Origin of the sequence: Mesorhizobium sp. M6A.T.Cr.TU.017.01.1.1 (assembly GCF_004023115.1) — a bacterium.
Classification (GTDB): Bacteria; Pseudomonadota; Alphaproteobacteria; order Rhizobiales; family Rhizobiaceae; genus Mesorhizobium; species Mesorhizobium mediterraneum.
In genome coordinates, this window is sequence record NZ_RZTA01000015.1 from 31,369 (window position 1) to 55,881 (window position 24,513).

Annotated in this window: 20 protein-coding genes, 1 tRNA gene and 3 pseudogenes; 15 read left to right on the forward strand and 9 right to left on the reverse strand. The window is 60.5% G+C overall.

What is annotated here, in order from left to right:
- Positions 1-82 precede the first annotated feature (82 nt).
- Together EOB36_RS07245 and EOB36_RS07250 are read left to right on the forward strand one after the other, a co-directional pair.
- On the forward strand, positions 83-1,237 hold the full coding sequence (locus EOB36_RS07245) for a dihydrodipicolinate synthase family protein (RefSeq protein WP_128284576.1): 1,155 nt from the start codon (positions 83-85) through the stop codon (positions 1,235-1,237).
- A 145-nt stretch (positions 1,238-1,382) separates the two neighbouring features.
- Positions 1,383-2,345, forward strand: a complete 963-nt coding sequence (locus EOB36_RS07250; protein WP_128284577.1) for a GDP-L-fucose synthase — start codon at positions 1,383-1,385, stop codon at positions 2,343-2,345.
- A 669-nt stretch (positions 2,346-3,014) separates the two neighbouring features.
- On the opposite strand, the gene EOB36_RS07260 is transcribed toward EOB36_RS07250, so the two are convergent.
- A tRNA-Val gene (locus EOB36_RS07260) sits at positions 3,015-3,089 on the reverse strand.
- 104 nt (positions 3,090-3,193) lie between these two features.
- Positions 3,194-3,556 carry a response regulator gene (locus EOB36_RS07265; protein WP_006199474.1) on the reverse strand — a complete coding sequence of 121 codons (363 nt, stop codon included), beginning with the start codon at positions 3,554-3,556 and terminating at the stop codon, positions 3,194-3,196.
- 162 nt (positions 3,557-3,718) lie between these two features.
- Here EOB36_RS07265 and EOB36_RS07270 point away from each other — a divergent pair, with 162 nt between their 5' ends.
- From EOB36_RS07270 to EOB36_RS07280, 3 genes are all read left to right on the forward strand, one after another.
- On the forward strand, positions 3,719-4,660 hold the full coding sequence (locus EOB36_RS07270; protein WP_095484227.1) for an N-formylglutamate amidohydrolase: 942 nt from the start codon (positions 3,719-3,721) through the stop codon (positions 4,658-4,660).
- A 409-nt stretch (positions 4,661-5,069) separates the two neighbouring features.
- Complete coding sequence (hisN, locus tag EOB36_RS07275) at positions 5,070-5,843, forward strand: histidinol-phosphatase (protein WP_128284578.1); 774 nt, start codon at positions 5,070-5,072, stop codon at positions 5,841-5,843.
- A 113-nt stretch (positions 5,844-5,956) separates the two neighbouring features.
- Positions 5,957-6,469: a DUF1579 domain-containing protein gene (locus EOB36_RS07280; protein ID WP_126105119.1), complete on the forward strand. Its 513-nt coding sequence runs from the start codon at positions 5,957-5,959 to the stop codon at positions 6,467-6,469.
- 23 nt (positions 6,470-6,492) lie between these two features.
- On the opposite strand, the gene EOB36_RS07285 is transcribed toward EOB36_RS07280, so the two are convergent.
- Entirely contained in the window at positions 6,493-7,464 is a 972-nt protein-coding gene (locus EOB36_RS07285; protein ID WP_128284579.1) for an alpha/beta hydrolase, read from the reverse strand.
- Positions 7,465-8,005: 541 nt separating this feature from the next.
- Between EOB36_RS07285 and EOB36_RS07290 the strand changes: the two genes are divergently transcribed.
- Complete coding sequence (locus EOB36_RS07290; RefSeq protein WP_095484062.1) at positions 8,006-8,473, forward strand: Hsp20 family protein; 468 nt, start codon at positions 8,006-8,008, stop codon at positions 8,471-8,473.
- 77 nt (positions 8,474-8,550) lie between these two features.
- Here EOB36_RS07290 and EOB36_RS07295 read toward each other — a convergent pair whose 3' ends face one another.
- Positions 8,551-9,603: a low specificity L-threonine aldolase gene (locus EOB36_RS07295; RefSeq protein WP_128284580.1), complete on the reverse strand. Its 1,053-nt coding sequence runs from the start codon at positions 9,601-9,603 to the stop codon at positions 8,551-8,553.
- Positions 9,604-10,072: 469 nt separating this feature from the next.
- On the opposite strand from EOB36_RS07295, the gene gltB reads away from it, so the two are divergent.
- Together gltB and EOB36_RS07305 are read left to right on the forward strand one after the other, a co-directional pair.
- On the forward strand, positions 10,073-14,809 hold the full coding sequence (gene gltB / locus EOB36_RS07300; protein WP_128284585.1) for a glutamate synthase large subunit: 4,737 nt from the start codon (positions 10,073-10,075) through the stop codon (positions 14,807-14,809).
- Between the two features lie 143 nt (positions 14,810-14,952).
- Entirely contained in the window at positions 14,953-16,407 is a 1,455-nt protein-coding gene (locus EOB36_RS07305; RefSeq protein ID WP_095488102.1) for a glutamate synthase subunit beta, read from the forward strand.
- A 69-nt stretch (positions 16,408-16,476) separates the two neighbouring features.
- Here EOB36_RS07305 and EOB36_RS34920 read toward each other — a convergent pair.
- Positions 16,477-16,671, reverse strand: a pseudogene (locus EOB36_RS34920) (DUF459 domain-containing protein); the annotation flags it as partial.
- 432 nt (positions 16,672-17,103) lie between these two features.
- Here EOB36_RS34920 and EOB36_RS07315 point away from each other — a divergent pair.
- Entirely contained in the window at positions 17,104-17,382 is a 279-nt protein-coding gene (locus tag EOB36_RS07315) for a hypothetical protein (RefSeq protein ID WP_095488100.1), read from the forward strand.
- Positions 17,372-17,494, forward strand: a complete 123-nt coding sequence (locus EOB36_RS35705) for a hypothetical protein (RefSeq protein WP_280953386.1) — start codon at positions 17,372-17,374, stop codon at positions 17,492-17,494. The genes EOB36_RS07315 and EOB36_RS35705 overlap by 11 nt, the downstream gene beginning before the upstream one ends.
- 342 nt (positions 17,495-17,836) lie before the next feature.
- Here the strand turns inward: EOB36_RS35705 and EOB36_RS07320 are convergent.
- A pseudogene (locus tag EOB36_RS07320) lies at positions 17,837-18,057 on the reverse strand (helix-turn-helix domain-containing protein); the annotation flags it as partial.
- A 188-nt stretch (positions 18,058-18,245) separates the two neighbouring features.
- A complete protein-coding gene (locus EOB36_RS07325) occupies positions 18,246-19,190 on the reverse strand; it encodes an extracellular solute-binding protein (RefSeq protein ID WP_245329996.1) in 945 nt (314 codons plus the stop codon).
- 351 nt (positions 19,191-19,541) lie between these two features.
- Between EOB36_RS07325 and EOB36_RS07330 the strand changes: the two genes are divergently transcribed.
- Both EOB36_RS07330 and dcd read left to right on the forward strand, forming a co-directional pair.
- Positions 19,542-19,781 carry a hypothetical protein gene (locus EOB36_RS07330; RefSeq protein WP_127294309.1) on the forward strand — a complete coding sequence of 80 codons (240 nt, stop codon included), beginning with the start codon at positions 19,542-19,544 and terminating at the stop codon, positions 19,779-19,781.
- 23 nt (positions 19,782-19,804) lie between these two features.
- The gene (dcd, locus tag EOB36_RS07335; protein ID WP_095488098.1) at positions 19,805-20,374 is read left to right on the forward strand and encodes a dCTP deaminase; all 570 of its coding nucleotides are present in this window, start codon (positions 19,805-19,807) and stop codon (positions 20,372-20,374) included.
- 29 nt (positions 20,375-20,403) lie between these two features.
- Here dcd and EOB36_RS34305 read toward each other — a convergent pair whose 3' ends face one another.
- Positions 20,404-20,565 (reverse strand): hypothetical protein, encoded by a 162-nt coding sequence (locus EOB36_RS34305; RefSeq protein WP_164897471.1) that lies wholly within the window; start codon positions 20,563-20,565, stop codon positions 20,404-20,406.
- Between EOB36_RS34305 and EOB36_RS07340 the strand changes: the two genes are divergently transcribed.
- Entirely contained in the window at positions 20,564-21,226 is a 663-nt protein-coding gene (locus EOB36_RS07340) for a DUF3800 domain-containing protein (RefSeq protein ID WP_095488096.1), read from the forward strand. The two genes, EOB36_RS34305 and EOB36_RS07340, sit on opposite strands and share 2 nt — an antisense overlap.
- Positions 21,227-21,452: 226 nt before the next feature.
- Here EOB36_RS07340 and EOB36_RS07345 read toward each other — a convergent pair whose 3' ends face one another.
- On the reverse strand, positions 21,453-22,406 hold the full coding sequence (locus EOB36_RS07345) for an IS1595 family transposase (RefSeq protein ID WP_127294307.1): 954 nt from the start codon (positions 22,404-22,406) through the stop codon (positions 21,453-21,455).
- 633 nt (positions 22,407-23,039) lie between these two features.
- Here EOB36_RS07345 and EOB36_RS07350 point away from each other — a divergent pair.
- Positions 23,040-23,278: pseudogene (locus EOB36_RS07350) on the forward strand (insulinase family protein); the annotation flags it as partial.
- A gap of 57 nt (positions 23,279-23,335) precedes the next feature.
- Positions 23,336-24,394, forward strand: coding sequence for a class I SAM-dependent methyltransferase (locus EOB36_RS07355; RefSeq protein WP_095487025.1), 1,059 nt, complete (start codon positions 23,336-23,338; stop codon positions 24,392-24,394).
- The last annotated feature ends 119 nt before the right edge of the window (positions 24,395-24,513 follow it).

Consider the following 24,513-nt stretch of genomic DNA (forward strand, 5'->3'; position numbering starts at 1 on the left):
TCGGCGAGACCGAGATCGGGGACATAAAGGTTCTTGATTTATTGGAACGTTCCATTTATAGGCGCGACCAAGGGAGAGATCTATGGACATTGCCTTGCCCGAAGAGGGCGGTCGCAGCACTCGCTACCGCCTTGTCGGCCAGCCGGCACAGCCGGTGATCGGCGCACGGTTTTCGCGCATCGCCTATGCCGCCGCCCATGTCGTTGCCGATCCCCTCGCGATGACCGATCCGTGGTCCCATCCCGCGGTCGACTGGGAGTGCACGATGGCATTCCGCCATCATCTGTGGCGTCTAGGCTTCCGTATCGCCGAGGCGATGGACACCTCGCAGCGCGGCATGGGTTTCGACTGGGCAAACGCTAGGGAATTGATCCGCCGCTCGATCGCCGAGGCGCGAACCGTCGAGGGCGCCGATTTCGCCTCAGGTGCCGGAACAGACCATCTGGCGCCAGGCGCCGCCAGGACGCTCGACGATGTCATCGCGGCCTATGAGGAGCAGTTCGGTTTCATCGAAGGCCTGGGCGGCAAGGCGATCATGATGGCCAGCCGCGCGCTGGCGACTGTCGCCAAGGGTCCCGACGATTATATCAGCATCTATGACCGCATTCTGTCTCAGGCATCCGGCAAGGTCATCCTGCACTGGCTGGGCGACATGTTCGATCCGGCTCTGAAGGGTTATTGGGGCAGCCATGATTTCGAGACCGCGCTCGACACGGTGGTCGCCATCATCGAACGCCACGCCGGCAAGGTCGAGGGGATCAAGATATCACTGCTCGATGCCGACAAGGAAATCGCGCTCAGGAACCGGCTGCCGGAAGGGGTGATCATGTTCACCGGCGACGATTTCAATTATCCCGAATTGATCGCGGGCGATGGCGAAAGGCACTCGCACGCGCTGCTCGGCATTTTCGACGCCATCGCGCCGGTCGCCAATGCCGCGCTGGCGAAACTGGCCGACGGCGACCGCGCCGGCTATGACGCGATGATGGCGCCGACGGTACCTCTGTCGCGGAAAATCTTCGAGGCGCCGACCGAGTATTACAAGGCCGGTATCGTCCTCATGGCATGGCTGAACGGCCACCAGGAGCATTTTTCGATGGTCGGCGGCATGCAATCGGCGCGCGGCATTTGCCACTATGCCGATGTGTTCCGTCTTGCCGACCAGGCCGGATTGCTGGCCGACCCGGAGCTTGCCATCGCAAGAATGAAGAGCCTGTGTGCCGTGGCGGGCGTCTGATCGCCATCCCACTAGAAGAGTTCGCCCAAATCTCCGATTTGCCTTGTCTGGGCAAATCTGTATGCGGTATGCGTCCGACGCAGGCCCATCCGGCGCGCCGCCGCCAAATGGTCATAGCGGCCGTTTTCTGCATAGGGATACGCCAATGAGTTTCGACCTTCAGGGCAAGCGCGTTTTCGTGGCCGGGCATCGCGGCATGGTCGGCTCCGCCATATTGCGCAGGCTGGCGGGCGAGGACTGCGAGGTCCTGACCGCATCCCGCGATGAACTCGATCTTATGGACCAGGCCGGCGTGCGACGCTGGATGGCTGACCACAGGCCGGATGCGGTGGTGATGGCGGCGGCCAAGGTCGGCGGTATCCTGGCAAACGACAGGTTGCCGGTCGATTTTCTGCAGGACAATCTCATCATGCAGACCAATGTCATCGAGAGCGCCTTTCGCAACGAGGTGCAGAAACTGCTATTTCTCGGTTCGTCCTGCATCTACCCGAAGTTTGCGGCACAGCCGATCTCCGAGGATGCTTTGCTCACCGGTCCGCTCGAGCCCACCAACGAATGGTATGCGATCGCCAAGATCGCTGGACTGAAACTTTGCCAAGCCTATCGGCGCCAATATGGTGTCGAGTACATCTCGGCGATGCCGACCAACCTCTATGGCCCCGGCGACAATTTCGACCTCTCCACCAGCCATGTCGTGCCGGCACTTATGCGCAAGGCGCACCAGGCCAAGCGCGCCGGCGACAAAACCCTCGAGGTCTGGGGATCGGGCACGCCGATGCGCGAATTCCTGCATGTCGACGACGCCGCCGACGCTCTGGTCTGGCTGCTGACAAACTATTCCGGCGACAGCCATGTCAATGTTGGCTCGGGCGAAGACATCACCATTGCCGAGCTGGCCCGCACCATGCTCTCCGTTGTCGGCGCCGATGCCGTGCTCACATTCGATGCGACCAAGCCGGACGGCACGCCGCGCAAGCTGATGGACGTGTCGCGTCTGTTTGCGACGGGCTGGCGCCCACGGTACTCGCTTCAGAGTGGATTGGAGCAGACCTATGCTTGGTTTCTCCGGCATATCGAGAAGGGCGATCTCCGCCTCGGCGCGGCCTGATCTCAATCGACGCTGATTGCCGCCGGAGATAACCGCCTAGGCGGCCCTGAAGCGCGTCGCAAGGCGCCCGGAAGCGAACGACCGTCGCGGACGTTCCAACTGTCCTTCAATTTTTCTTGTGACCAATACGGGCCGAGAAGCGACCAAGCACTGCGTTTGCAAAGCGCGGACAATCTTGGAGAGCTTCTCATGTCTATTGCGATACGAAACATCTTTCTTGCTGTCGTTTCAGCTTCGGTGCTGGCGGGTTGTCAAACAACGGTGACGAGAGAGTGCGACAAGTTAAATTCGAAAACGGTCTACAGCGGCAAATGCTGCGGTGCAGGCGACGTGCCGTGCCGGGAAGGCAAGGGGGGAGGCAGGCCGGGAAATACGCCAGACCCAACACCACAATGATCCGATCCGATATCGCCCGTCCTGGTTCGAGCCGGGACGGCTTCCCAAGCTTCGGGCGCGCGCTCTCCGACCCGTTCATGGCTTCTCGCCGGCACTAAAGCGCGTCGCGTTTGAACGGATTCATGCGACGCGCTTTAAGTTCTTGTTTTTATGCATGTCGTTATCGCAAAACCGCTGCGCACTTTTGCGCGACATGCATTAGCCGGACGCGACGATCGGATTTGAACCCGAGGCGAAAGCGAAGCAGTTATGAGAGATGGACTGTAGTTCGGATGGTGGGCGTGACAGGGATTGAACCTGTGACCCCTGCAATGTCAATGCAGTGCTCTCCCGCTGAGCTACACGCCCATCCGAAGCCGCGCATACACCACTTTTGGTCCATCGCGTCAATAGTGGGAAAAGGGAAAGAATGCCCGGTCTGTCTCGTCGATCAAGATGCGCCTAAAAGCGTGTCAGGCTGCCTGCAGCATCTTCTCGACCTCGTTGACGAGGTCGCGCAGGTGGAACGGCTTGGACAGCACCTTGGCGTCTTTCGGCGCCTTGGAATCGGGATTGAGCGCAACGGCGGCGAAGCCGGTGATGAACATGACCTTGAGGTCGGGATCGATCTCGGTGGCGCGGCGGGCGAGTTCTATGCCGTCCATCTCCGGCATGACGATATCGGTCAGGAGCAGTGAGAAGGGCTCTTCGCGCAGCCGCTCATAGGCGCTGGCGCCATTGTCGAAATCGCTGACCTGGTAGCCGGCACGCTCCAGCGCCTTGACGAGGAACCGGCGCATGTCGTCGTCGTCTTCCGCCAGTAGAATGCGTGCCATCTTATCCCGTCCGAATCACCCACCCGAGACTGCCGTGGGGCAGCCCGTTAACCATCCTGTATATGAGGAGGTGACGGTAAACATCAAGTGAACGATGAAGAGCCCAATCCGCATTTAACAAAGCGGTTCAGCCGCCGAAATGCTGGACATGCGGCCGGCGAGGTGGCACTTTCCAATCATGATGCATTGGTTTTTTTGGGTTCGTTCAAATTGAAAACGGCAGCCGAAGATTTTTCGGTCGTTCCAGCCTTCGAAATCCGGTCGGGCGCCGAACAGCGCGTTCCCTTCCTCTTCAACTCGCCGCATAGCGGCCGCCACTATCCGGACCGGTTCCTGGCCATGGCAAGGCTGGACCGAAACGCCATCCGCCGGTCCGAGGATTGCTACGTCGACGAATTGTTCGGTGGCGCCGTTGCGCTCGGCGCGCCGATGCTGGCGGCAAACTTCCCGCGCGCCTATCTCGACGTCAACCGGGAGCCTTGGGAACTCGACCCGCGCATGTTCGCCGAGCCCGTGCCGTCCTTCTGCAACATCCGCTCGGCGCGCGTGGCCGGCGGGCTTGGCACCGTGCCCAAGTTGGTGGGAGAGGGGCTCGACATCTATGCCGGCCGCTTGCCGCTGGCGGAAGCCGTCGCGCGTATCGAGGCTGTCTACAAGCCTTATCACGAGACGCTGAAACGGCTTCTGACCAGGACCCATGCACGGTTCGGCTTTGCCGTGCTGATCGATTGCCACTCGATGCCGGCGAGCATCAGGGTCGGTGACAGCGGTCTCAGGCCGGATTTTATCGTTGGCGATCGTTTCGGCATGTCCGCCTCGGCAGCGTTGACCGAGACGGCGATCGGCCTGCTCATCGGCATGGGCTATACCGTGGCCCATAACAAGCCTTACGCCGGAGGCTTCATCACCGAGCATTACGGCCGCCCCGTGCGCCATCTCCATGCACTGCAAATCGAGGTCAATCGCGGACTCTACATGAACGAGCGGACGTTCCAGAAATCCGCCGGCTTCGATGCGCTCGCCGACGATCTGGCGCAATTCTCGGCCGACCTGATGGCGATGCCCGATCACGATTTTATCGATCTGCCGCTTGCCGCCGAATGATGCCAAAAATCGGAATCGATTTTTGCAAAGGATTCTGCGCCAAATAAAGAGATCTTGTGCCAGATAAAGGCGTCAGCGTGCGGGTCGGGAAAGGCGCGTGTGCGCTGGATGCCGCGCTGAAAAAAAGACCGCATCGTTTGCACGACACGGTCGAAGTCTAGGGAGGAAACGCCCAAGGAGGGCATGGACAGGAAAACCTGTCCGAGAACAAATCTATTGTGCGCTGCACAAATGTCAAGCCGCCGAAAGGCGTTTTTAATTCACTGTGATGTGGAAATCGTATTTCGAGGGCGCCAGCGTTGCATTCGAGCAACAGTCGTCGATGCGCAAAAATCTTCGCACGCCCTTGTTTTGGCGGAAAACCACAGGCAAACGACGGTTCCAGCACGCTGCAACGCGGGAGAATCAGTTGGACATCAGCATCGATTTCATGCGGCGCATTGCGCTTGCCGCCGCAGCCGAAACCTTGCCGCGCTTCCGCAGCCAGGGCGCGGTCGCCAACAAGGAGCAAGGCAGCTTCGACCCGGTCACCGAGGCCGACCGCGAGGCTGAGCGAGTCATCCGGGCGCTGATATCAGCGGAATATCCCGATCATGGCATCCTCGGCGAGGAGCATGGCAGCGAGAACATTTCCAGCAGGCATATCTGGGTGATCGATCCGATCGACGGGACGCGCGCCTTCATTTCCGGCCTGCCGGTGTGGGGAACGCTGGTCGGGCTGACGGTCGATGGCGATGCCGTCGCCGGCATGATGTCGCAACCATTCACCGGCGAGCTTTTCTACGCCAACGCTTCCGGTGCTCATTATGAAGGTCCGGGCGGGCCGCGGAGGCTGACGACACGCAAGACGACAAGCCTTGCCGAGGCGACGCTGTTCACCACCACGCCGGCACTATTCAAGGGAGACGCGCGCCTGCGCTACGACCTGTTCGAAAAACGGGTCCAACTCGCCCGCTACGGCACCGACTGCTATGCTTTCGCCATGGTCGCGGCGGGAAGCGTCGACATCGTCGCCGACCCCGAATTGAAACCCTACGATATCGTCGCGCTGATCCCGATCATCGAGAAGGCTGGTGGCGTCGTCACCACCTTCGAAGGCGGACCGGCGGAAGGTGGCGGCGACATCCTGGCTGCGGCAACGCCGGAGCTTCACGCCGCCGCGATGGCCGCGCTGCGTGGCTGAGCCAGCTGGGCAGTTGGCCATTGCGGCCCAAGGCGCCAAGGCTAGTCCAAGCTCCTGACAGGAGGATGTCAGGAACTCTCTGCTATGGAGATACTGTCACGGGAGGGGTTCACATGCCGACGCAATCAACAACCAGCCGTTCCGAAGATGCTCCGGCAGACGGCCGGGCCGACTTCGATTTCTTCTTCGGACGCTGGAACGTCAGCCATCGAAGGTTGCAGAAGCGCCTGCAAAGTGACACGAACTGGGACGTGTTTGGCGGGACATGCGAAGTGCACTCGATCCTTGGCGGCCTCGGCAATTTCGACGACAATGTCATTGAATTGCCCGGCGGCGCCTATCGCGCCGCCACGCTGCGGACGTTCGATCCTGCGGCGAGACAATGGTCGATCTGGTGGATCGACGGCCGCAATCCGGCGACCATCGATATCCCGATGCGCGGCACCTTCGATGCAGGCGTCGGCACATTCCTGTGCGAAGACGTATTCGACGGCCGCCCGATCCAGGTTCGCTTCCTCTGGTCGCGGATCACTGAAAACTCGGCGCGCTGGGAGCAGGCTTTTTCACCGGATGGTGGTAAGAACTGGGAGACCAACTGGATCATGGATTTCGCTCGCCAGGCGTAAAGCCAAGAGACGCGGCGTTCCAATCAGGCCGCGTCGTCGCTTCCCGGGATGAAGGCATCGAAGGCGGCAAGGAACTGCTCGCGATAGAAGTCGGCTTCCTGCAATATTTCATGGCGCGCGCCATCGATCACCAGCAGCGAACCGAGGCGCAGACGTCGGGTGTAGGTTTCCACCGCCTTGGTCGAGACGACTTGGTCGGCGCCAGCGGCGATCACCAGCAAGGGAACCTGGATCCTGGCGATGAAGTCGGGATCGCTGATGGCCTCGGACGCCTCCGCCGCCGCTTTCAGCCAGCGGATCGTCGGGCCGCCGAGCGCCAGTTGCGGGTAGGTCTCGTAGATAAGCGTGTTGCGCCGATACCGCTCCGGATCTGATGTCACCATGTTGGCGGCAAAGGGTATGGTTTTCCTGGGCCGCGGACCCCAGGCGGCATAAAGCTTGCCAAGGCCCAGCAGACAGAACAGCGAGCAGACGCGGCGAACGGTGGTTATCGAAACCGGCAGGTCGGGCACGGTTAGGAATGGGGCGATCAGCACCATGCGCCGTACGCGATTCACCATTGACGGCGCAGCAAGCAGCGTGATCACCGCCCCAGCCGAATGGGCCAATATGTAGTACGGCCCCCGGCAGTCGGGCAGCACGATCTCCTCGAAGAACTGTTCCAGGTCGCTGGTATAGTCGAAGAAGCTGCGGACATAGCCGCGCTCGCGGTCGCCGATCAGCCGGTCGGACCCGCCCTGGCCGCGCCAGTCAAGGGTGGCAACGCCGAAGCCGCGGTCGGCAAGATTGCGGATGGTCTCGAAATATTTTTCGATGCACTCGTTGCGGCCGGTCAGAACGACCACGGTGCCCTTCATCGGGCGCGCAACGGCGGGAAAGAGGCCGTAGCGGATATTCTTGCCGTCGCGCGTTGTGAAGAAACCACCTACCGCATTTTCCGGCAGCGGATTGCCCGGAATTTCGCAGAAAAGGGGAATTTCGTTGAAGAGGTCCATTCGGCGCTGCGTTTGTGTGTCGCTGCCTGCATGGCGCAAGCTTTGGTAGGCATAGACGCCCATGCACCAAAAGCAAAGGAATTCTGGACGCGTTGGAAGGGCTGAACGGGGCAGCCAGCGAGTGAGGCCGGAAGCAGCTTGCGGCGTGCTTCCGGCCTCTGTCGATCCGGGAGGAAGGGACGTTACACCCGGTCGGCCTCGTTGCGGCACCTCGCGCACAACCCCGAAAATCGGACCCGATTTTCGCTGGGGATCATGCGCAATCAAAGTGTTACAGCGTGCTTTGCGTGTCCGAGAGGACGCGCGGCGCCGTAACCGCCGCCTGTTCCTTGATCCTAGAAGCAGTCTAGCGCCGCCTAGCTGAACGTCCGCCGAAGCCCCGGTTCATCTGCCGTTCATCGAGAAATCTTGAAATGCTTTCACGTGTTCCCCAAATGTCTGTTGCGGCCGCCAATGTCGGGGCCGCTGGCCTATCCGGAACGCCGATACGGGTTTCGCACCGGCCATACGCAAACCTTGTTGCTCAACAGGAGAACACACTATGCGTCACGTTGATTTTTCCCCGCTCTATCGTTCGACCGTCGGTTTCGACCGGCTGTTCACGATGCTCGATTCGCTTGCGCAGCCTGAAAGCGCGCAGACCTACCCGCCCTACAATATCGAGCGCACGGCTGAGGATTCCTACCGCATCTCGATGGCCGTCGCCGGGTTCTCGGACGACGAGCTCTCGATCGAAGCTCACCGCAATGTGCTGACCGTCAAGGGTGAGCGCAAGGAAGAGGGCAATGGCGAAGGCTCCGAACTGCTCTATCGCGGTATCGCCAGCCGGGCCTTTGAGCGCCGCTTCCAGCTTGCCGACCATGTTGAAGTCGTCGGCGCCTCGCTGAAGAACGGCCTGCTCTTCGTCGACCTCAAGCGAAACATTCCCGAGGAGCTGAAGCCCCGCAAGATCGCGATCACCGCGTCTTCGGCCAAGGCCAAGCAGATCGAAGCCAAGACCGCCGCGTAGCTGCGTCACACATACGATCTCAGGGACGGAGGGCGGCGCTTGGCGCCGCCCTTTTTCGTTGGTGAATGAGGTCCCCGTTATCCAGCAATTAGCCGGCCAAAGCGGTCGACCTCTTCGGCCGTGGTCGCAAAGCTGGTGACGAAACGGTAGAGCGCCTCGTCCTCGCCGATATGACCGTCGAAGTCATGCGGCTTGTGCCAATCGTAGAAAGCGGCGCCGGCCATTTGCACCCTTTCAGCCTCGGCCTTTTTCATCACCGCGAAGACCTCGTTCGCTTGCGGCAGCCAGGCCAGACGCGCCGACCGGGAATCCTCGATCATTGCCGCAAGGTGAGCTGCCTTGGCGTTGGCATGCCGGGCCGTGTCGAGCCACAGGCCGTCCTTGAAATAGGTTTCGAACTGCGCAGCGACGAAGCGCGATTTCGAGAACAATTGCGCCGCGCGCTTGCGCAGGAAGGCCAGTTCCCTGGCGCGGTCCAGATCGAACAGCACGACAGCCTCGGCGCACCAGCAGCCGTTCTTGGTGCCGCCGAAGGAGAGGATGTCGACGCCGCGCTTCCAGGTCATTTCCGCAGGCGTCGTCTCGAGTGCGACCAGCGCATTGGCGAAGCGGGCGCCATCCATGTGCAGCGGCAATTTGTGATGCTTGGCGATCGCTGAAATCCTGGCGATCTCGTTCAGCGAATAGATGGTGCCGACCTCGGTCGACTGGGTGATCGACACCGCCATCGGACGCCCGGAATGGACGATTTCAGGCGCGAACCGGCCCACCGCCGCTTCCAGCTTGTTCGGATCGATCTTGCCCAGCGCGCCGTCGACGGCATAGAGCCGCGAGCCGCCGGTAAAGTATTCCGGTGCGCCGCATTCATCCTCGATGACATGCGATTCGCGATGGCAGAAGGAAATGCCGCCTGATTTGTTGTAGGTGGTCAGCGACAGCGAATTGGCGGCGGTGCCGGTCGCCACGAAAAACACCGCGATCTCGCGCTCGAAAATTTCGTTGAAGCGCTGGTAGACGGCCTGGTCGAGGGCGCCGTCGCCATAGGCGGTGGAAAAGCCGCCGGCATGGGCCGATAGCCCCGCAGCGATGCTGGGATGGGCGCCTGCCCAATTGTCGGAAGCGAAATTCATGCGTTTGCCTGTGCTGGGAAAATCCATGCAACCTTGGCCGCTTTCGCATCCTGCTCGCAAGTGCCAAGTGCCGGAAAACCGGTAAAGCCAGGGAGAGACGACGATGGAGATAAACGACCGAACGTTACGTGCTGATGTGGCTATGCGTAATTTTCTGTCGCGGAATGTCCAAGATTTTCATGAATCGGTCTTGTGCGCGTCCGGGATTTCTGTCATAAAAAATTTAGGACAGTAGTGCTGTCTTATTTTGTCGCACACATCTGGCTGGATTGGCGTATCATTGGGCCTCTCCGGCCGTTGCCGTGAGCGACAGGTAGACAGCCTGGCTCTGGCCTGTACGATTACCGGATGCGAACCAGGTCGCCTGGTTCGCAAGGATTTCGCAAGACGTGCCGCAAGGATGAAGGGGGAGCCAAGCGCTTCCCGACGCAAACCAGCGCCCTAAGGGCTGGGAATGGAGGACAGGATGATGACGGAAATGACGCCATCTGCGACGAACGGCCCGGCCGCGCAGACGAATGCGCCAGCCGTCAAAAATCCGTCTCTGACCAATATCGGGCGAACCCATACCGGCTTTGCCGCGCAAGGCCTCTACGATCCGCGCAACGAGCACGATGCTTGCGGCGTCGGCTTCATCGTCAACATGAAGGGCGTGAAGTCGCATCAGATCGTCAAGGACGGGCTCGCCGTGCTCGAGAACCTGACGCATCGCGGCGCCGTCGGCGCCGATCCGCTGATGGGCGACGGCGCCGGCGTGCTGGTGCAGCTTCCCGACCGCTTCTTCCGCGAGGAAATGGCCAACCAAGGCGTCGAATTGCCCAAGCCCGGCCATTACGCCGTCGGCCATGTGTTCATGCCGCGCGATCCTGAGCTTCAGGCGCATATCGAAGGCATCATCGCCGAGGTGGCGCAGCTCGAAGGCCAGCCGCTGCTCGGCTTTCGCGATGTGCCGGTCGACAATTCATCGCTGTCCAAGGCGCCGGATATCGCTGCTTCCGAACCGGTCCAGCGGCAGGTGTTCCTGGGTCGCGGCGCCGAGATCGAGAGCGACGACGATTACGAGCGGCGGCTCTACATCCTGCGCAAGGTCATTTCCGGTCGCATCCATGAGGAGACCAAGGGCGTCGACAATGGCTTCTACGTCGTGTCGATGTCGTCACGGACCATTGTCTACAAGGGCATGTTCCTGGCCTATCAGGTGGGCGCCTATTACAAGGACCTGACCGATCCGCGCTTCGAGACGGCGCTGATCCTGGTCCACCAGCGTTTCTCGACCAACACCTTCCCGTCGTGGAAGCTGGCGCATCCTTATCGCATGGTCGCCCACAATGGCGAGATCAACACGCTGCGCGGCAACGTCAACTGGATGGCGGCGCGGCAGGCCTCGGTCGATTCCGAACTGTTCGGCAACGACATCTCCAAGCTGTGGCCGATCTCTTATGAGGGGCAGTCTGACACCGCCTGTTTCGATAATGCGCTCGAATTCCTGACGCAGGGCGGCTACTCGCTCGCCCATGCGATGATGATGCTGATCCCGGAAGCCTGGGCCGGCAACAAGTTGATGGATCAAGACCGCAAGGCTTTTTACGAATACCACGCGGCCCTGATGGAGCCGTGGGACGGGCCGGCGGCGGTGGCCTTCACCGACGGACGCCAGATCGGCGCCACACTCGACCGCAACGGGCTGCGCCCGGCGCGCTACATCGTCACCGACGACGATCGCGTCATCATGGCCTCGGAAGCCGGCGTCCTGCCGGTGCCGGAGGAAAGGATCGTCAAGAAGTGGCGGCTGCAGCCAGGCCGCATGCTTTTGATCGACCTGGAGAAGGGCCGCATCGTTTCCGACGAGGAGATCAAGTCGGAGATCGCAACCAGGCATCCCTACAAAAGCTGGCTCGCCAACACCCAGCTCATCCTCGAAGACCTGAAGCCGGTCGAGCCGCGCGCGCTGCGCAGGGACGTTTCGCTGCTCGACCGCCAGCAGGCGTTCGGCTACAGCCAGGAAGACACCAAGCTGTTGATGTCGCCGATGGCGACGACGGGCCAGGAAGCGGTCGGCTCGATGGGCACCGACACGCCGATCTCGGCGATGTCGGACAGATCGAAGCTGCTCTACACTTATTTCAAGCAGAACTTCGCCCAGGTCACCAATCCGCCGATCGACCCGATCCGCGAGGAGCTGGTGATGAGCCTGGTGTCCTTCATCGGGCCGAGGCCGAACATCTTCGACCTCGTCGGCAATTCGCGCCGCAAGCGGCTCGAAGTGCGCCAGCCGATTCTGACCAATGGCGATCTCGAGAAGATCCGCTCCATCGGCCACACCGAGGATCGCTTCGACACCAAGACGATCGACATCACCTATGCTTCGAGCGAAGGCGCGGCCGGCATGCAGGGCGCCATCGACCGGCTGTGCGAGCGCGCCGAGGCGGCGGTCGCCGGCGGCTATAACATCATCATCCTGTCCGACCGTCAGCTCGGGCCGGACCGTATCGCCATTCCAGCCCTGCTGGCGACGGCGGCCGTTCACCATCATCTGATCCGCAAGGGGTTGCGCACTTCGGTGGGGCTCGTGGTCGAGTCCGGCGAGCCGCGCGAGGTGCATCATTTTTGCTGTCTTGCCGGCTATGGCGCCGAGGCGATCAATCCTTACCTGGCTTTCGACACACTGCTCGACATGCACAAGCGCGGCGAGCTGCCGGCGGAGGTCGACGCCTACGAAGTCGTCACCCGCTACATCAAGTCGATCGGCAAGGGCATCCTCAAGGTGATGTCCAAGATGGGCATTTCGACCTATCAGTCCTATTGCGGCGCACAGATCTTCGACGCGATCGGACTGAAGTCGGATTTCGTGCAGAAGTATTTCACCGGCACCGCGACGCTGATCGAAGGCGTCGGGCTGGACGAGATCGCGGCCGAGACGGTCAGCCGCCATACCGATGGCTTCGGCAACGACCCGGTGCTGCGCAATAGCCTCGAAGTCGGCGGCGAATACATGTTCCGCATGCGCGGCGAAGCTCATATCTGGTCGCCCGATGCGGTCGCCACCTTGCAGCACGCCGTGCGCCAGGGCTCATGGGAGACGTTCAAGGACTATTCCGCTCAGATCGACAGCGAGACGGCGCGGGCGCAGAGCATTCGCGGCCTGTTCAAGATCAGGCTCGCCGAAGAAAGCGGGCGTAAGAAGGTCGCGCTCGACGAAGTCATGCCGGCGGCAGATATCGTCAAGCGGTTCTCGACCGGAGCGATGTCCTTCGGCTCGATCTCCAGGGAAGCGCACACGACGCTGGCGCGCGCCATGAACACGATCGGCGGCAAGTCGAACACCGGCGAGGGCGGCGAAGAAGCCGACCGCTACCTGCCGCTGCCGGGCGGTGGCAAGAACCCGGAACGTTCGGCGATCAAGCAGGTCGCTTCCGGGCGGTTCGGCGTGACGGCGGAATATCTGGTCAACTCCGACATGATGCAGATCAAGGTCGCGCAAGGCGCAAAGCCGGGCGAGGGCGGTCAGCTGCCCGGCCACAAGGTCGACGCCACCATCGCCAAGGTCAGGCATTCGACGCCGGGCGTCGGCCTGATCTCGCCGCCGCCGCATCACGACATCTACTCGATCGAGGATCTGGCGCAGCTCATCTACGACCTGAAGAACGTCAATCCGGCGGCGGATGTGTCGGTCAAGCTGGTGTCCGAAGTCGGCGTCGGCACGGTTGCGGCCGGCGTCGCCAAGGCGCGTGCCGATCATATCACCATATCGGGCTATGACGGCGGCACGGGTGCATCGCCGCTGACCTCGCTCAAGCATGCCGGCAGTCCGTGGGAAATGGGCCTTGCCGAGACGCACCAGACGCTGGTGCTCAACGGCCTCAGGTCGCGCGTCGCGCTGCAGGTCGATGGCGGCCTGCGCACCGGCCGCGACGTCGTCATCGGCGCGTTGCTCGGCGCCGACGAATTCGGCTTCTCGACCGCGCCGCTGATCGCGGCCGGCTGCATCATGATGCGCAAGTGCCATCTCAACACCTGCCCGGTCGGCGTCGCGACGCAGGACCCGGTGTTGCGCAAGCGCTTCAAGGGCACGCCGGAACATGTGATCAACTTCTTCTTCTATGTGGCGGAAGAGGTGCGGGCGCTGCTCGCCGAGATGGGCCACACCCATCTCGACCAGATCATCGGCGACACCGACCTTCTGGAAAAGCGCGCGCTGATCCAGCACTGGAAGGCGCGCGGACTCGATTTCAGCAAGATGTTCTTCAAGCCGGATGCCCCGCACGAGGCGGTGCATTGGACCGAGCGGCAGAAGCACCCAATCGACGATGTGCTCGACCGTAAGCTGATCGAACTCGCCAAGCCGGCGCTGGACGCCAGGCAGCCGGTCAGCATCGAGCTGCCGATCCGCAATGTCGACCGTTCGACGGGTGCCATGCTGTCGGGCGAGGTGGCAAAGCGCTTCAAGCACAAGGGCCTGCGCGAGGACACGATCTCGGTGAAGCTCACTGGCACGGCCGGTCAGTCCTTCGGCGCCTTCCTGGCGCGCGGCGTCTCGTTCGAGCTAGTCGGTGCCGCCAACGACTATGTCGGCAAGGGTCTGTCGGGTGGACGCATCGTCATCCGCCCGCCGGAGAACACGAAGATCGTTGCCGCCGAGTCCATCATCGTCGGCAACACGGTGCTCTACGGCGCGACCGAGGGTGAGGCCTATTTCAGCGGCGTCGCCGGCGAGCGTTTTGCCGTGCGCAACTCGGGCGTCGCCGCCGTCGTCGAAGGCGTCGGCGATCATGGCTGCGAGTACATGACCGGCGGCATCGTCGTCGTCATCGGCCAGACCGGCCGCAACTTCGCAGCTGGCATGTCGGGCGGCGTCGCCTATGTGCTCGACGAGGCAGGCGACTTCGCCGCGCGCTGCAACATGGCGATGGTCGAACTGGAGCCGGTTCCGGAGGAAGACGATCTGATGGAGAAACTGCTCCATCATGGCGGTGACCTCGACCACAAAGGTCGTGTCGACGTGTCGGGCGATATGACCAGCCATGACGAGGAGCGGCTCTATCAGTTGATCTCGAACCACGTCCATTACACGGGTTCGGCGCGAGGCCGCGAGATCCTCGACAATTGGGCGACTTTCCGGCCGAAGTTCCGGAAGATCATGCCGGTCGAATATCGCCGCGCGCTGATCGAGATGGAACGCATGCGCATGGGCGTAGCGGCGGAATAGGCTTTGGGAGTTGCCGGGAAGCCTGGCTTCCCGGCACGGGTCTCATCAACAATCCTGACCTCGTGCTGAAGGTTGCCATGGCTGCCTCAAGAGGTTAACGGGTGCGGCGAAAACCGCACCATCTGGACAGCAGGAACTGGACTATGGGCAAGGTAACAGGGTTTCTCGAGATCGACCGGCAGGTGCACAAGTACCAGCCGGCTTCCGACCGCATCCGGCATTTTCGCGAGTTCACGCTGCCGATGTCGGACAAGGAGGTCGAGAAACAGGCCGCGCGCTGCATGGATTGCGGCATTCCGTACTGCCATGGGCCAACCGGCTGCCCGATCCACAATCAGATCCCGGACTGGAACGACCTCGTCTACAATGGCGACTGGGACAATGCGATCCGCAACTTGCATTCGACCAACAATTTCCCGGAGTTCACCGGCCGCATCTGTCCGGCACCTTGCGAGGAAGCCTGCACGCTGAACCTCGAGGACATTCCGGTCGCCATCAAGACGATCGAACAGGCGATCGCCGATAAGGCCTATGAAACCGGCCATATCCGGCCCTATCCGCCGGAACGGAAGACCGGCAAGCGCGTCGCCGTCATCGGCTCGGGGCCGGCCGGCATGGCCGCTGCCCAGCAACTCGGTCGCGCCGGCCATGACGTTCACGTCTATGAGCGAGAGAGCCGGCCGGGCGGGCTGATGCGCTACGGCATCCCCGATTTCAAGATCGAGAAGCATTATATCGACCGGCGCATCGAGCAGATGCAGGGCGAAGGTGTCAGCTTCCATTGTGGCGTCAATGTCGGCGTCGACAAGCCGGTCGCCGAACTGCTCGCCGAATATGACGCGGTCCTCTATTGCGGCGGTTCCGAAACACCGCGTCCGGCCAACATCCCAGGCGATGATCTCGACGGCGTGCACGACGCGATGCCGTATCTGGTTCAGCAGAACAAGCGTATCGGCGGCGAGCCGATCCAGTCGGTGGCATGGCCATCGCGCCCGATCGTTGCCGGCGGCCAGCATGTCGTCGTCGTCGGCGGCGGCGACACTGCCTCCGACTGCGTCGGCACCGCCTTCCGCCAGGGCGCGGTGCGCGTCACCCAGCTCGACATCCGGCCGCAGCCGCCGGAAAAGGAAGACAAGCTGTCGGTCTGGCCCTACTGGGCGACCAAGATGCGCACGTCATCCTCGCAGGCCGAAGGCGCCGAGCGCGAATTCCAGGTGGCGACGCTTGAATTCATCGGCGAAGACGGCCAGCTGACCGGGGTCAAATGCTGCGAAGTCGACGAAAAGCGCAAGCCGATCGCCGGCACCGAATTCGTCATCCGCGCCGATCTCGCGTTCATCGCCATCGGCTTTGCCGGGCCAGCCGCTCGCGGGCCGGTGTCGGAACTGGCCGGCCAGATGAAGATCGCCATTGACAGCCGCCGCTCGAAGAATGTCGAGGCCAATGACCGGGACTACAGGACCAGCGTCGAAAAGCTCTATGCCGCGGGCGACGTGCGGCGCGGCCAGTCGCTGGTCGTCTGGGCGATCCGCGAGGGCCGCCAGGCGGCGCGCGCCATCGATGAGGCGCTGATGGGATCGAGCGTGCTGCCGCGCTGAGTCCGTCTCGAGACCCTACTTGTGCGGCCACCTGAAGGCGCTTTCCGCCCTTCCGCTGCCCCGGGCAGCTTACGGACTGATCGCCGTGGTCGTTTCGGTTGTGGCCCCGGCCGCAGGCTGCCGCCTTGGCGGCCAAGAAAAATCGTCGGCGCGGCCGGGCGAAGCAGCGGGCGCCTTGCCCTCGACGACGAATTTTTCACCGGGCCCGTCCGGCTTGGCCGGCGCTGCGGCACCGAGAAGTTCCGAACCGCCGTCGAGTGCCGGTGATTGCGAGTCGGCGTCGGTAGCCGGGTCGGCGGCCTCAGTCTTTTCGTTCGAGGGTGGACTACGCTACTGGCCCAGTACCGGCAAAGCATCGAAGGAACTTTACAATCATAAAGGTACGTCACTGGTCTCGCGGCTCACCTATGACGATCTAGACGCGAGTTCGAGTGAAGTCTTCTTCAACGCGATCCACAATCCGACTGGCATTTTCGTAAAGGCCTCCTCGGTGCGGGCGGCATCAGGGAGGGTTTTCTCATGACGAGGACTTCTTACGGAAATGGGGGGCTACTCAAACACATTCAGTGATCAGCGCGGGGGCGGCGTCAGCTATTTCACCGCCGATCTTGGATATAATTTCTTGAACTCGCCGCGCTACCGCATCGGTGCTTTTGTTGGCAACAATTTCTGGCACGAGAGCTACGACGCTTTCGGTTGCACGCAGCAGGCGACCAACTGGGGAACCTGTGTGCCAACCGTCCCACCTACGTCAACCTCATCAGCCAGGACAACGATTGGCATTCGCTGCGACTCGGCTTGGCCGGGCAGACGCAACTCACCGAGCGACTCAGCCTTTCTGGTGACGTGGCGTTCCTCTTCACGCGGCTCGACGGCAAAGATCAGCACCACATGCGCCCCAAGATCAAGCTAATTCCCGAAGACGGCGATGGGCATGGCGTCCAGCTCGAGGCGGTGTTGGGCCGTGGCGAATAACGGCACCGCTCATTTCGAAGAGGCAATGGGCGGTCGTGGTTCCCCGCAGGCCGACGATTGGAAGGCAAAGCGCTACGGCGTGTTCGTGCAGGCTAGCATCAAGTTCAACTGAGAGAGCAAGAACCGAGGAGAGCGGCGATGCCACTCCAGCTCATTACGATCATTGGATCAACAGAAGGAAGTTTTCCGAAGAGTTCTGCAGGCGTGCGCAAAGTCGCCAGACAAAGTTCTCTCGGTCCATAGTGTACGTGCCGTCACGCCCGTTCTCGACATGGTTGAATGATACGTTCCGCGCGATCGATCAAAGTCGTTTTTCATTGGTTTTCCGGAAATCGCGGGGAGCACAGCGTGCTGTGACCCTCGGCTGCTGGTTTTCTGTCAACGCGCAGATGAGGGAGAATGAGCGTACAGCAAAAATCATCAGTGCTGTCGCTTTCGCCAAAGCCCGCCGCAGCTAAACGGGGCCCCACGCCCGGTAGCGCCCCCTGCCGGTCACCTCACGGATGCCGAGTTCGGCACCAGCCCGAGCGCAGCGCGCTGGCTAATTTTCAGCTCGGCCGCGACCAGACCTGCCGACACCAGCGGCCGCGCCAGCACCAGCTCGATCAGCGCCGGCAGGCTCGAGTTTTTGCGCCGGTTCCTGAGCCGGCGCTCCATCTGGCTTTTGGCCAGCGCCTGGATGATTGCAAGGCTGAAACAGTCGATGGAACGCCCCTCCAGCGAAGCCGAACCGGACGAGGCGCGCGCGCCAGGTCCTTCGGCTGCCATCGGCACGCTGGGTTTAAGTGCTTGGGGTGACACGGCGTGATCTCCGCCGTTGGCGGGAACAGGGCAGTGCAATAGTACTGCCCTGTTCCTTTTGATCAGAGGCCAGTGCGGATTTCTTCGGCAAGCGCCCTCAACGTCGTCTCGACGTCATCGCCGTTTACCATCTTCTGCATCGCCACGGCCCATGCGTTCATGGCGTCGCCGAAGCCGACACGCGGTGTGAAAGCCAGCGCGGCGTGGTCCTGTATCTTTTTGAAGCTGTCAACGAAGTTGTTGAACTCGGGCTGCGAAGCGTACTTAGTCCAGGTGTCGTCCTGCCAGGTCGACGTGCGCGGCGGATTGACGAGCTGGCCGGCAAGGGCACCCTTGAGCGCCACCTGCTTGGAGGTGGCCCACGGGATGAACAGCCAGGCCGTGCCCTTCTTTTCGGAAGCCGCGTTCATGGCGAGAGCCCAGATCCAGATGTCAGAATCCAAGCTCGTGGCGCTCGGTGCGTGCAGCGGCGGAGCGAAGGCGATCTTGCCGGATGCCGGCTTCCCCGCAACATCGTTCCAGAAGCCGAACATATTTGAGTCGATCGTCATCGCGGTGCGGCCGGACGAGATGCCGTCCACGACCTGGTACCAGTTATCATTGGCGAAGGAAGGAGCCGCGCACTTCTTGATCATGTCCACGTAATGTAGTCGTATCCAGCATCGGTAAGCTTCGGATCGCTCAGGTATTTGTCCAGCGGCTCCAGGGCGCCACTCGGAGCGAGGTCCTACGCGGGCTGAATGCCAGTGCCGAACACATCCCATGCTGGCGACTTCGTCGTCAGTTGGATCGTCATCTTGTTCCAGTAAGAATCGTCTGGGTAGAGTTCCGGCGTGACCTTGATGCCGGGTCAGCTTCTCGAACTCCGGAAGTTGCGCAGCGAGAGCATCCGCATAGGGGTGGATGTCGTAGGCCCAAGTTATGCTGGTCCCTTCGAATTGACGCCAGTTCACGGTGTCGGCAGCGGCCGAATTAGTGAGCGATGCCGAGACGGCAAAAAACGCCAAGTCAAAAGCAAGCTGTTTGCGTAGCGACGCGCACCTGTAACGAGTACGGGGAATGAGCGACCCATGTAATCCTCCCTGGGGCATTTTGCCAATTTTTGGGTCCACTCCTCGGCGATTATATATTTGACAAACCCGGCGAACGGTTCATTAACCCAGCGCCGGCGACACTTGAAACACGTTGTGATTCGCTTAGTTGTCAAATCTGGGCCACACTGTTCATGTTATGTTCCCTGTGACTCAGAAAGCACTCCCACGGAGAATGTGACGAAACCGTGTCGAGACCATATGCGAATCAACGTCGATTCGATCTTGTGAAAAAAAGAACTAAAAGAGCAGCATGGAGGGTTATTGATGAAACTAAAGGTCAAACAGATCGGCGAAGGAAACCATCCTGGCGAGGTGGTTGTATCGCTTGACACAGTAGCGGGAACAGAACGTCTGGTGGTTCACCATCGCTCGCTGAGTGGCGATAGTTTGGATATTGGTTGGCCAGTTGATCGTGAGGACTCAAATCTCTTAGTTGAGTTGCCCCGCGAGACAATCAATGGTTCATGGCGGGTGTGGGTTCCGCAAGGGTTAGTCGTAGACTAAAAAACTAAACGGGGGGACGGGCTATGATACTTACCGACAGAGAAATCCAAATCGCAATCAGTACAGAAGCGATAAGAATAGAGCCCGTCCCTGACCTATCATATTACAGTTCCACCAGCCTCGATCTAACTCTCGGTGATTTGCTCACCGTTTTTAAAGACCCAAAGATTGGCTTGGGTATTTGCATCGATCCTTCGGAGAAGGGATACAATCACGAAGAGGTGATGGTTGAGACAACCAGTCCCATCAAGATTGATCCCGATGCCGGTTACGAATTTAAGCCCGGCCAGATGGTCCTAGCTTGGACTCGTGAAGTGGTTGAGCTGAAAATTCATTCTCGGATTGCCGCGAGAGTGGAAGGAAAGAGTTCGCTGGCCAGATTGGGCATTGGCATCCACCTGACGGCCCCTACCATTCATGCTGGTTTTACCGGTCAGATCAGACTTGAGATGGTAAACCACAACAAGCTGCCGGTGCGGTTACGGATAGGGATGAAGATCTGCCAATTGATTTTTGAGCAGACGCTTGGCACTCCCACAAAGGGATATGAAGGACGGTTTGCTGGCCAAAAGGCGGACGCGAAAAAAGGCTAAGCTAACCGGTCAACACCCAGCCCGTATGACTAGGCCTTCTTAGGCTGCGGCGGTGCCTTGTCGTCCTTAGGGTGCGCGGCCTTCACCACCTTCTTCAACACGCGGTCAAAGGCTTCCTCTGACTGGTCGGTTTCCAGTTCACGCGCTGCTTGCTTGAACTTTTCGATCTGTGCTGCTTCTTTGTCTGGCATGAGTCGAATCTTTCTGTTCGCCGATGAAGCTGGCTGTTTCAATTTCTCCAAGGCGCAAAATGTCAGCCGCTATTACATCGTCTGCACGGCCATTCTACCCGATTGCAGCATAGGCATCAAACTTCAGGAGTTGAGACGTGACCTAGCTTGGCAAGGTGCGCCGCTAGGCGACTACTTCCACGCCACGACCGATCGGCAAGAGGTGCGCAACGCTGTCTTCGATGTCCTGGCGAATGAGAAGTTCACCATCCAAGCGACCATGATGGAAAAGTCCAAAGCCATTCCAAAGGTGCGAGTCACAGAGGATCGATTTTACAAGATCGGTTGGCATTTCCATTTTCAGAATTCGTCCGATGCTTATCTTAAGGCGGCCAACGAAATCATGATCACCGTCGCGTCTATCGGAACCAAGAAAAAGCGGATCGCATTCGAGGACTCTGTAAGGGACGTAGTGAAGCAGAAGATTCGCAGTGATAGCTGGCGGGTTGCGTTCTGGCCTGCCAACACAGATCCATGTTTGCAGATAGCCGACTATTGCACTTGGGCCATCCAACGAAAATGGGAATCGGGCGGCAAGGATACCCGCTCCTATGAACTCATCCGTGACAAAATCACGTACGAATTCGACCTGTGGAAGCACGGCGACAAGCACTACTACTGACAAGAAAAAAGCGGCCGCACTCCCAACTACCTTTTTTAGAGGAGCGCCCCGGGGCGCTTATCATTGGGTGCCAACCGCATTAGCAATATGATTTAGTTCGTCAACCAAATCAAGCGGGTGTCACTTGATTGTTCATTCCGGTTCCGAAATGAGCCTTTAGCAGCGCCGTTTCCGCTTTTCGTACTTCCATAGCGGCAGCTTCAACTGGACCGGCTTGCGGTAGTGCTCATGCCTCGCTTTGACGAGGCCCCCCATAAGTCAGGCGCTTGCCCTTGGTGCCCTTCAAGACGATGAGCGAGCGAACGTTGTCCTCGATGCCCATGGCCGAACGGTTCGAGTAGCGGAAATCAAACTCAGCCAAATAGCGGTGCAGATGGTGTTCGGCGCAATGCTGGTAAACGCCCTTCATGCCGCGCTTGAAAATCGAATAATAGCCTTCCACGGTGTTGGTGTGGACGATGCCGCGAACGTATTCCTCGCGGCCATGATTGATTTTGCCATGGGCTGCGAACTCGGGACCAATGTTGTCGTACACGCGCGCATCGTCCGACATGAAGACGCTTTCCTTGTGGATGTTGGCGTTGACGATCGGCAGGACGCGGGCAACCGAAGCGCTGTCGATATGGAATGAGCGGGCAATGCCGCCACGCTCCACAAGGGTAAGCACGGTGTTCTTGTGAGCCGCGCCGGTCCTCTGCTTCGGAACGCCAGCAAGGCGGCCGATGTAGGTTTCGTCAACCTCAACGAATTTGCCGTTGCCGCCCATAGGCGTGAAGTCATCCGAGCGCATGGCCTCGCGAATGCGGTGCGACAGGAACCAAGCCGTCTTGTAGGTGCATTCCAGAACGCGGTGGAGCTGGTGCGAGGAAATGCCCTTCTTTGACGAGCACATAAGGTGGATGGCCTGCAACCACTTGTGCAGGGGCAAATGGCTTTCCTCGAAGATCGTGCCCATGCGAACCGTGAACTGGGCACGGCAGGCCGAGCACTTGTAGAGGCCATGGCGCTCGACGCCGTGCGGGTTCTTCTTCGAAGGCTTGGAGCGAACGCCAGCCAGCTTATAGTGCTTATCCATTGATCCACAGTGATGGCAGACCGGACCCTGCGGCCAAAGCATCGCCTCTACATGCTCGAATGCGGCGGCTTCGTCGTGGAAGTAGGGGCGGGACAAAACGGACATGGCTTTAACTCCTTGGAATCGTTATCGCTCATCCCGTTGGGTTTGTCAAATATATAATCGCCCACTCCTCCATCCCGAGTTCGCCCATAGCCACAATAAGCGGTTTCCAACGACCTCGCTCTGAATGCACCAGGCCAACTGGGTAAAAACGGGTAACCGGCACTTAAAGGCGTTGTAGTATCGCCACCAGAAATACTGCTCCGTGGTGCTGGCCTTTGCCTGGGGGCGCAACACGGCAACTACCTGCTCAAAACGGTTGGTCCTCTACCTCTTATTCACCGTCGCTTTCCTCGCGGCCTAACCCGGCCGGAATATCCGTTGCCAGAAAAAGGCCTCGCGGCCGGTTCGAGGCGCATCCCTCCTCCGAAGCAGCACGCTCAAGTATCGTCACAAGCCCCGAGCGCTTCGCGTTCGGCGATGTCCAAATTCCGACAATGTCGGATACAGTCAGATCTACTGGATTGCGTTTGAATGGTTTTCTCATTTGGCACAGTACATGCGGGTCATCCGCAAAACACGTGACCGACCAACAAGAATTCGCATGATCACCTTACCACAACATACAGCCGCCGCGGAACAATCACTTGGCCCCTGATCGCCCGCCCCGGCACCACAACCGGAGTCATCGATGTTATGACAGGCTGCCCAAGGATACCTGCTGCAACAGGGCTTGCCCTGGTGACGACCACTCCGGCTCCGCCGGTTACCGACGAGGGCAAAGTGACGGATTTCCTGCTTTTCAACGGCATGGAGGTGGCTGTCATTCCCGACCACCGCGCCGGTCGTCACCCATATGGTCTGGTGCAGGATCGGCAGCGCGGATGAGCCGCCGGGGATATCTGCATGTCTTCGAGCATCTGATGCTCAAGGCGCCTCATGACGAGCACGGCTCCGTCGCCTGGAGAGATTGAACCCAAAGGGAGATTCAGATGTCTGAAGCGAATCAGGAAAAGTTGGACGCATTCTTGGGGAAAATGGTCGGCGATCTCGGTGCGATCGCAACGGGCGCGGGAGTCCTGCTGGGGGACAGACTCGGCCTGTTCAAGGCATTGCGCGAAGGCGGCAAGATGACGGCCGCCGAACTTTCGACACGCACCGGCACCCAGGAACGCCTCGTAAGGGAATGGCTTTCCGGGCAGGCGGCGGCGGGCTACGTCGACTACGACGAAGCGAGCGACAAATTCTATCTCAACGCCGAGCAAGAGCTGGTGTTCGCCGATGAAGACAGCCCGGCCTTCATGGCAGGCGCATTCGAGTTCCTGTCCGCGCTGTGGCTCGATGAAGAAAAGGTGAGGCAGGCATTCCAGTCCGGCAATGGCGTCGGGTGGCACGATCATAGCGCGTGTCTGTTTCGCGGTACGGAGCGGTTCTTCCGTCCAGGCTACAATGCCAATCTGATCGACTCCTGGCTGCCGGCCTTGGAGGGCGTCGTCGAGAAGCTCGAACGCGGCGTGGACGTCGCGGATGTTGGATGCGGTCATGGTGCCTCGACCGTGCTCATGGCACAGGCCTTCCCCAATTCGCGCTTCGTCGGCTTCGACTATCATGCCCCTTCGATTGAGCGCGCCCGCAAGGCGGCCGAGGTAGCCGGCGTCGGCGTCAACACGCGGTTCGACGTCGCGGCCGCCAAGAGCTATCCCGGAACCTACGACCTCGTCACATTCTTCGATTGCCTTCACGACATGGGCGACCCGACGGGCGCCGCCACCCATGTCCACGGATCGCTCAAGCCGGATGGCACGTGGATGATCGTCGAGCCGTTCGCGCATGATCATCTGGCGGCGAACCTCAATCCCGTCGGACGCGTTTACTATGCCGCTTCCACGTTCGTGTGCACGCCCGCGTCCGTGTCGCAGGAAGTCGGGCTCGCGCTTGGAGCCCAGGCCGGTGAGGCGAGGCTGCGCAAGGTGGTGACCGGCGGCGGCTTCAAGCGATTGCGTCGCGCCGCGGAGACACCGTTCAACATGGTGCTGGAGGCCCGCCCTTAGCGTGGCCGTCGCCAGAAATTGCAGCTCATCGCATTTGATGAAGATCACCGCCAAAAATCCGGACGCATCGGGCTTTTCAAGGCGTCTGGGTTCACGCAGAGGTCGCTGCCGAGCCGCCT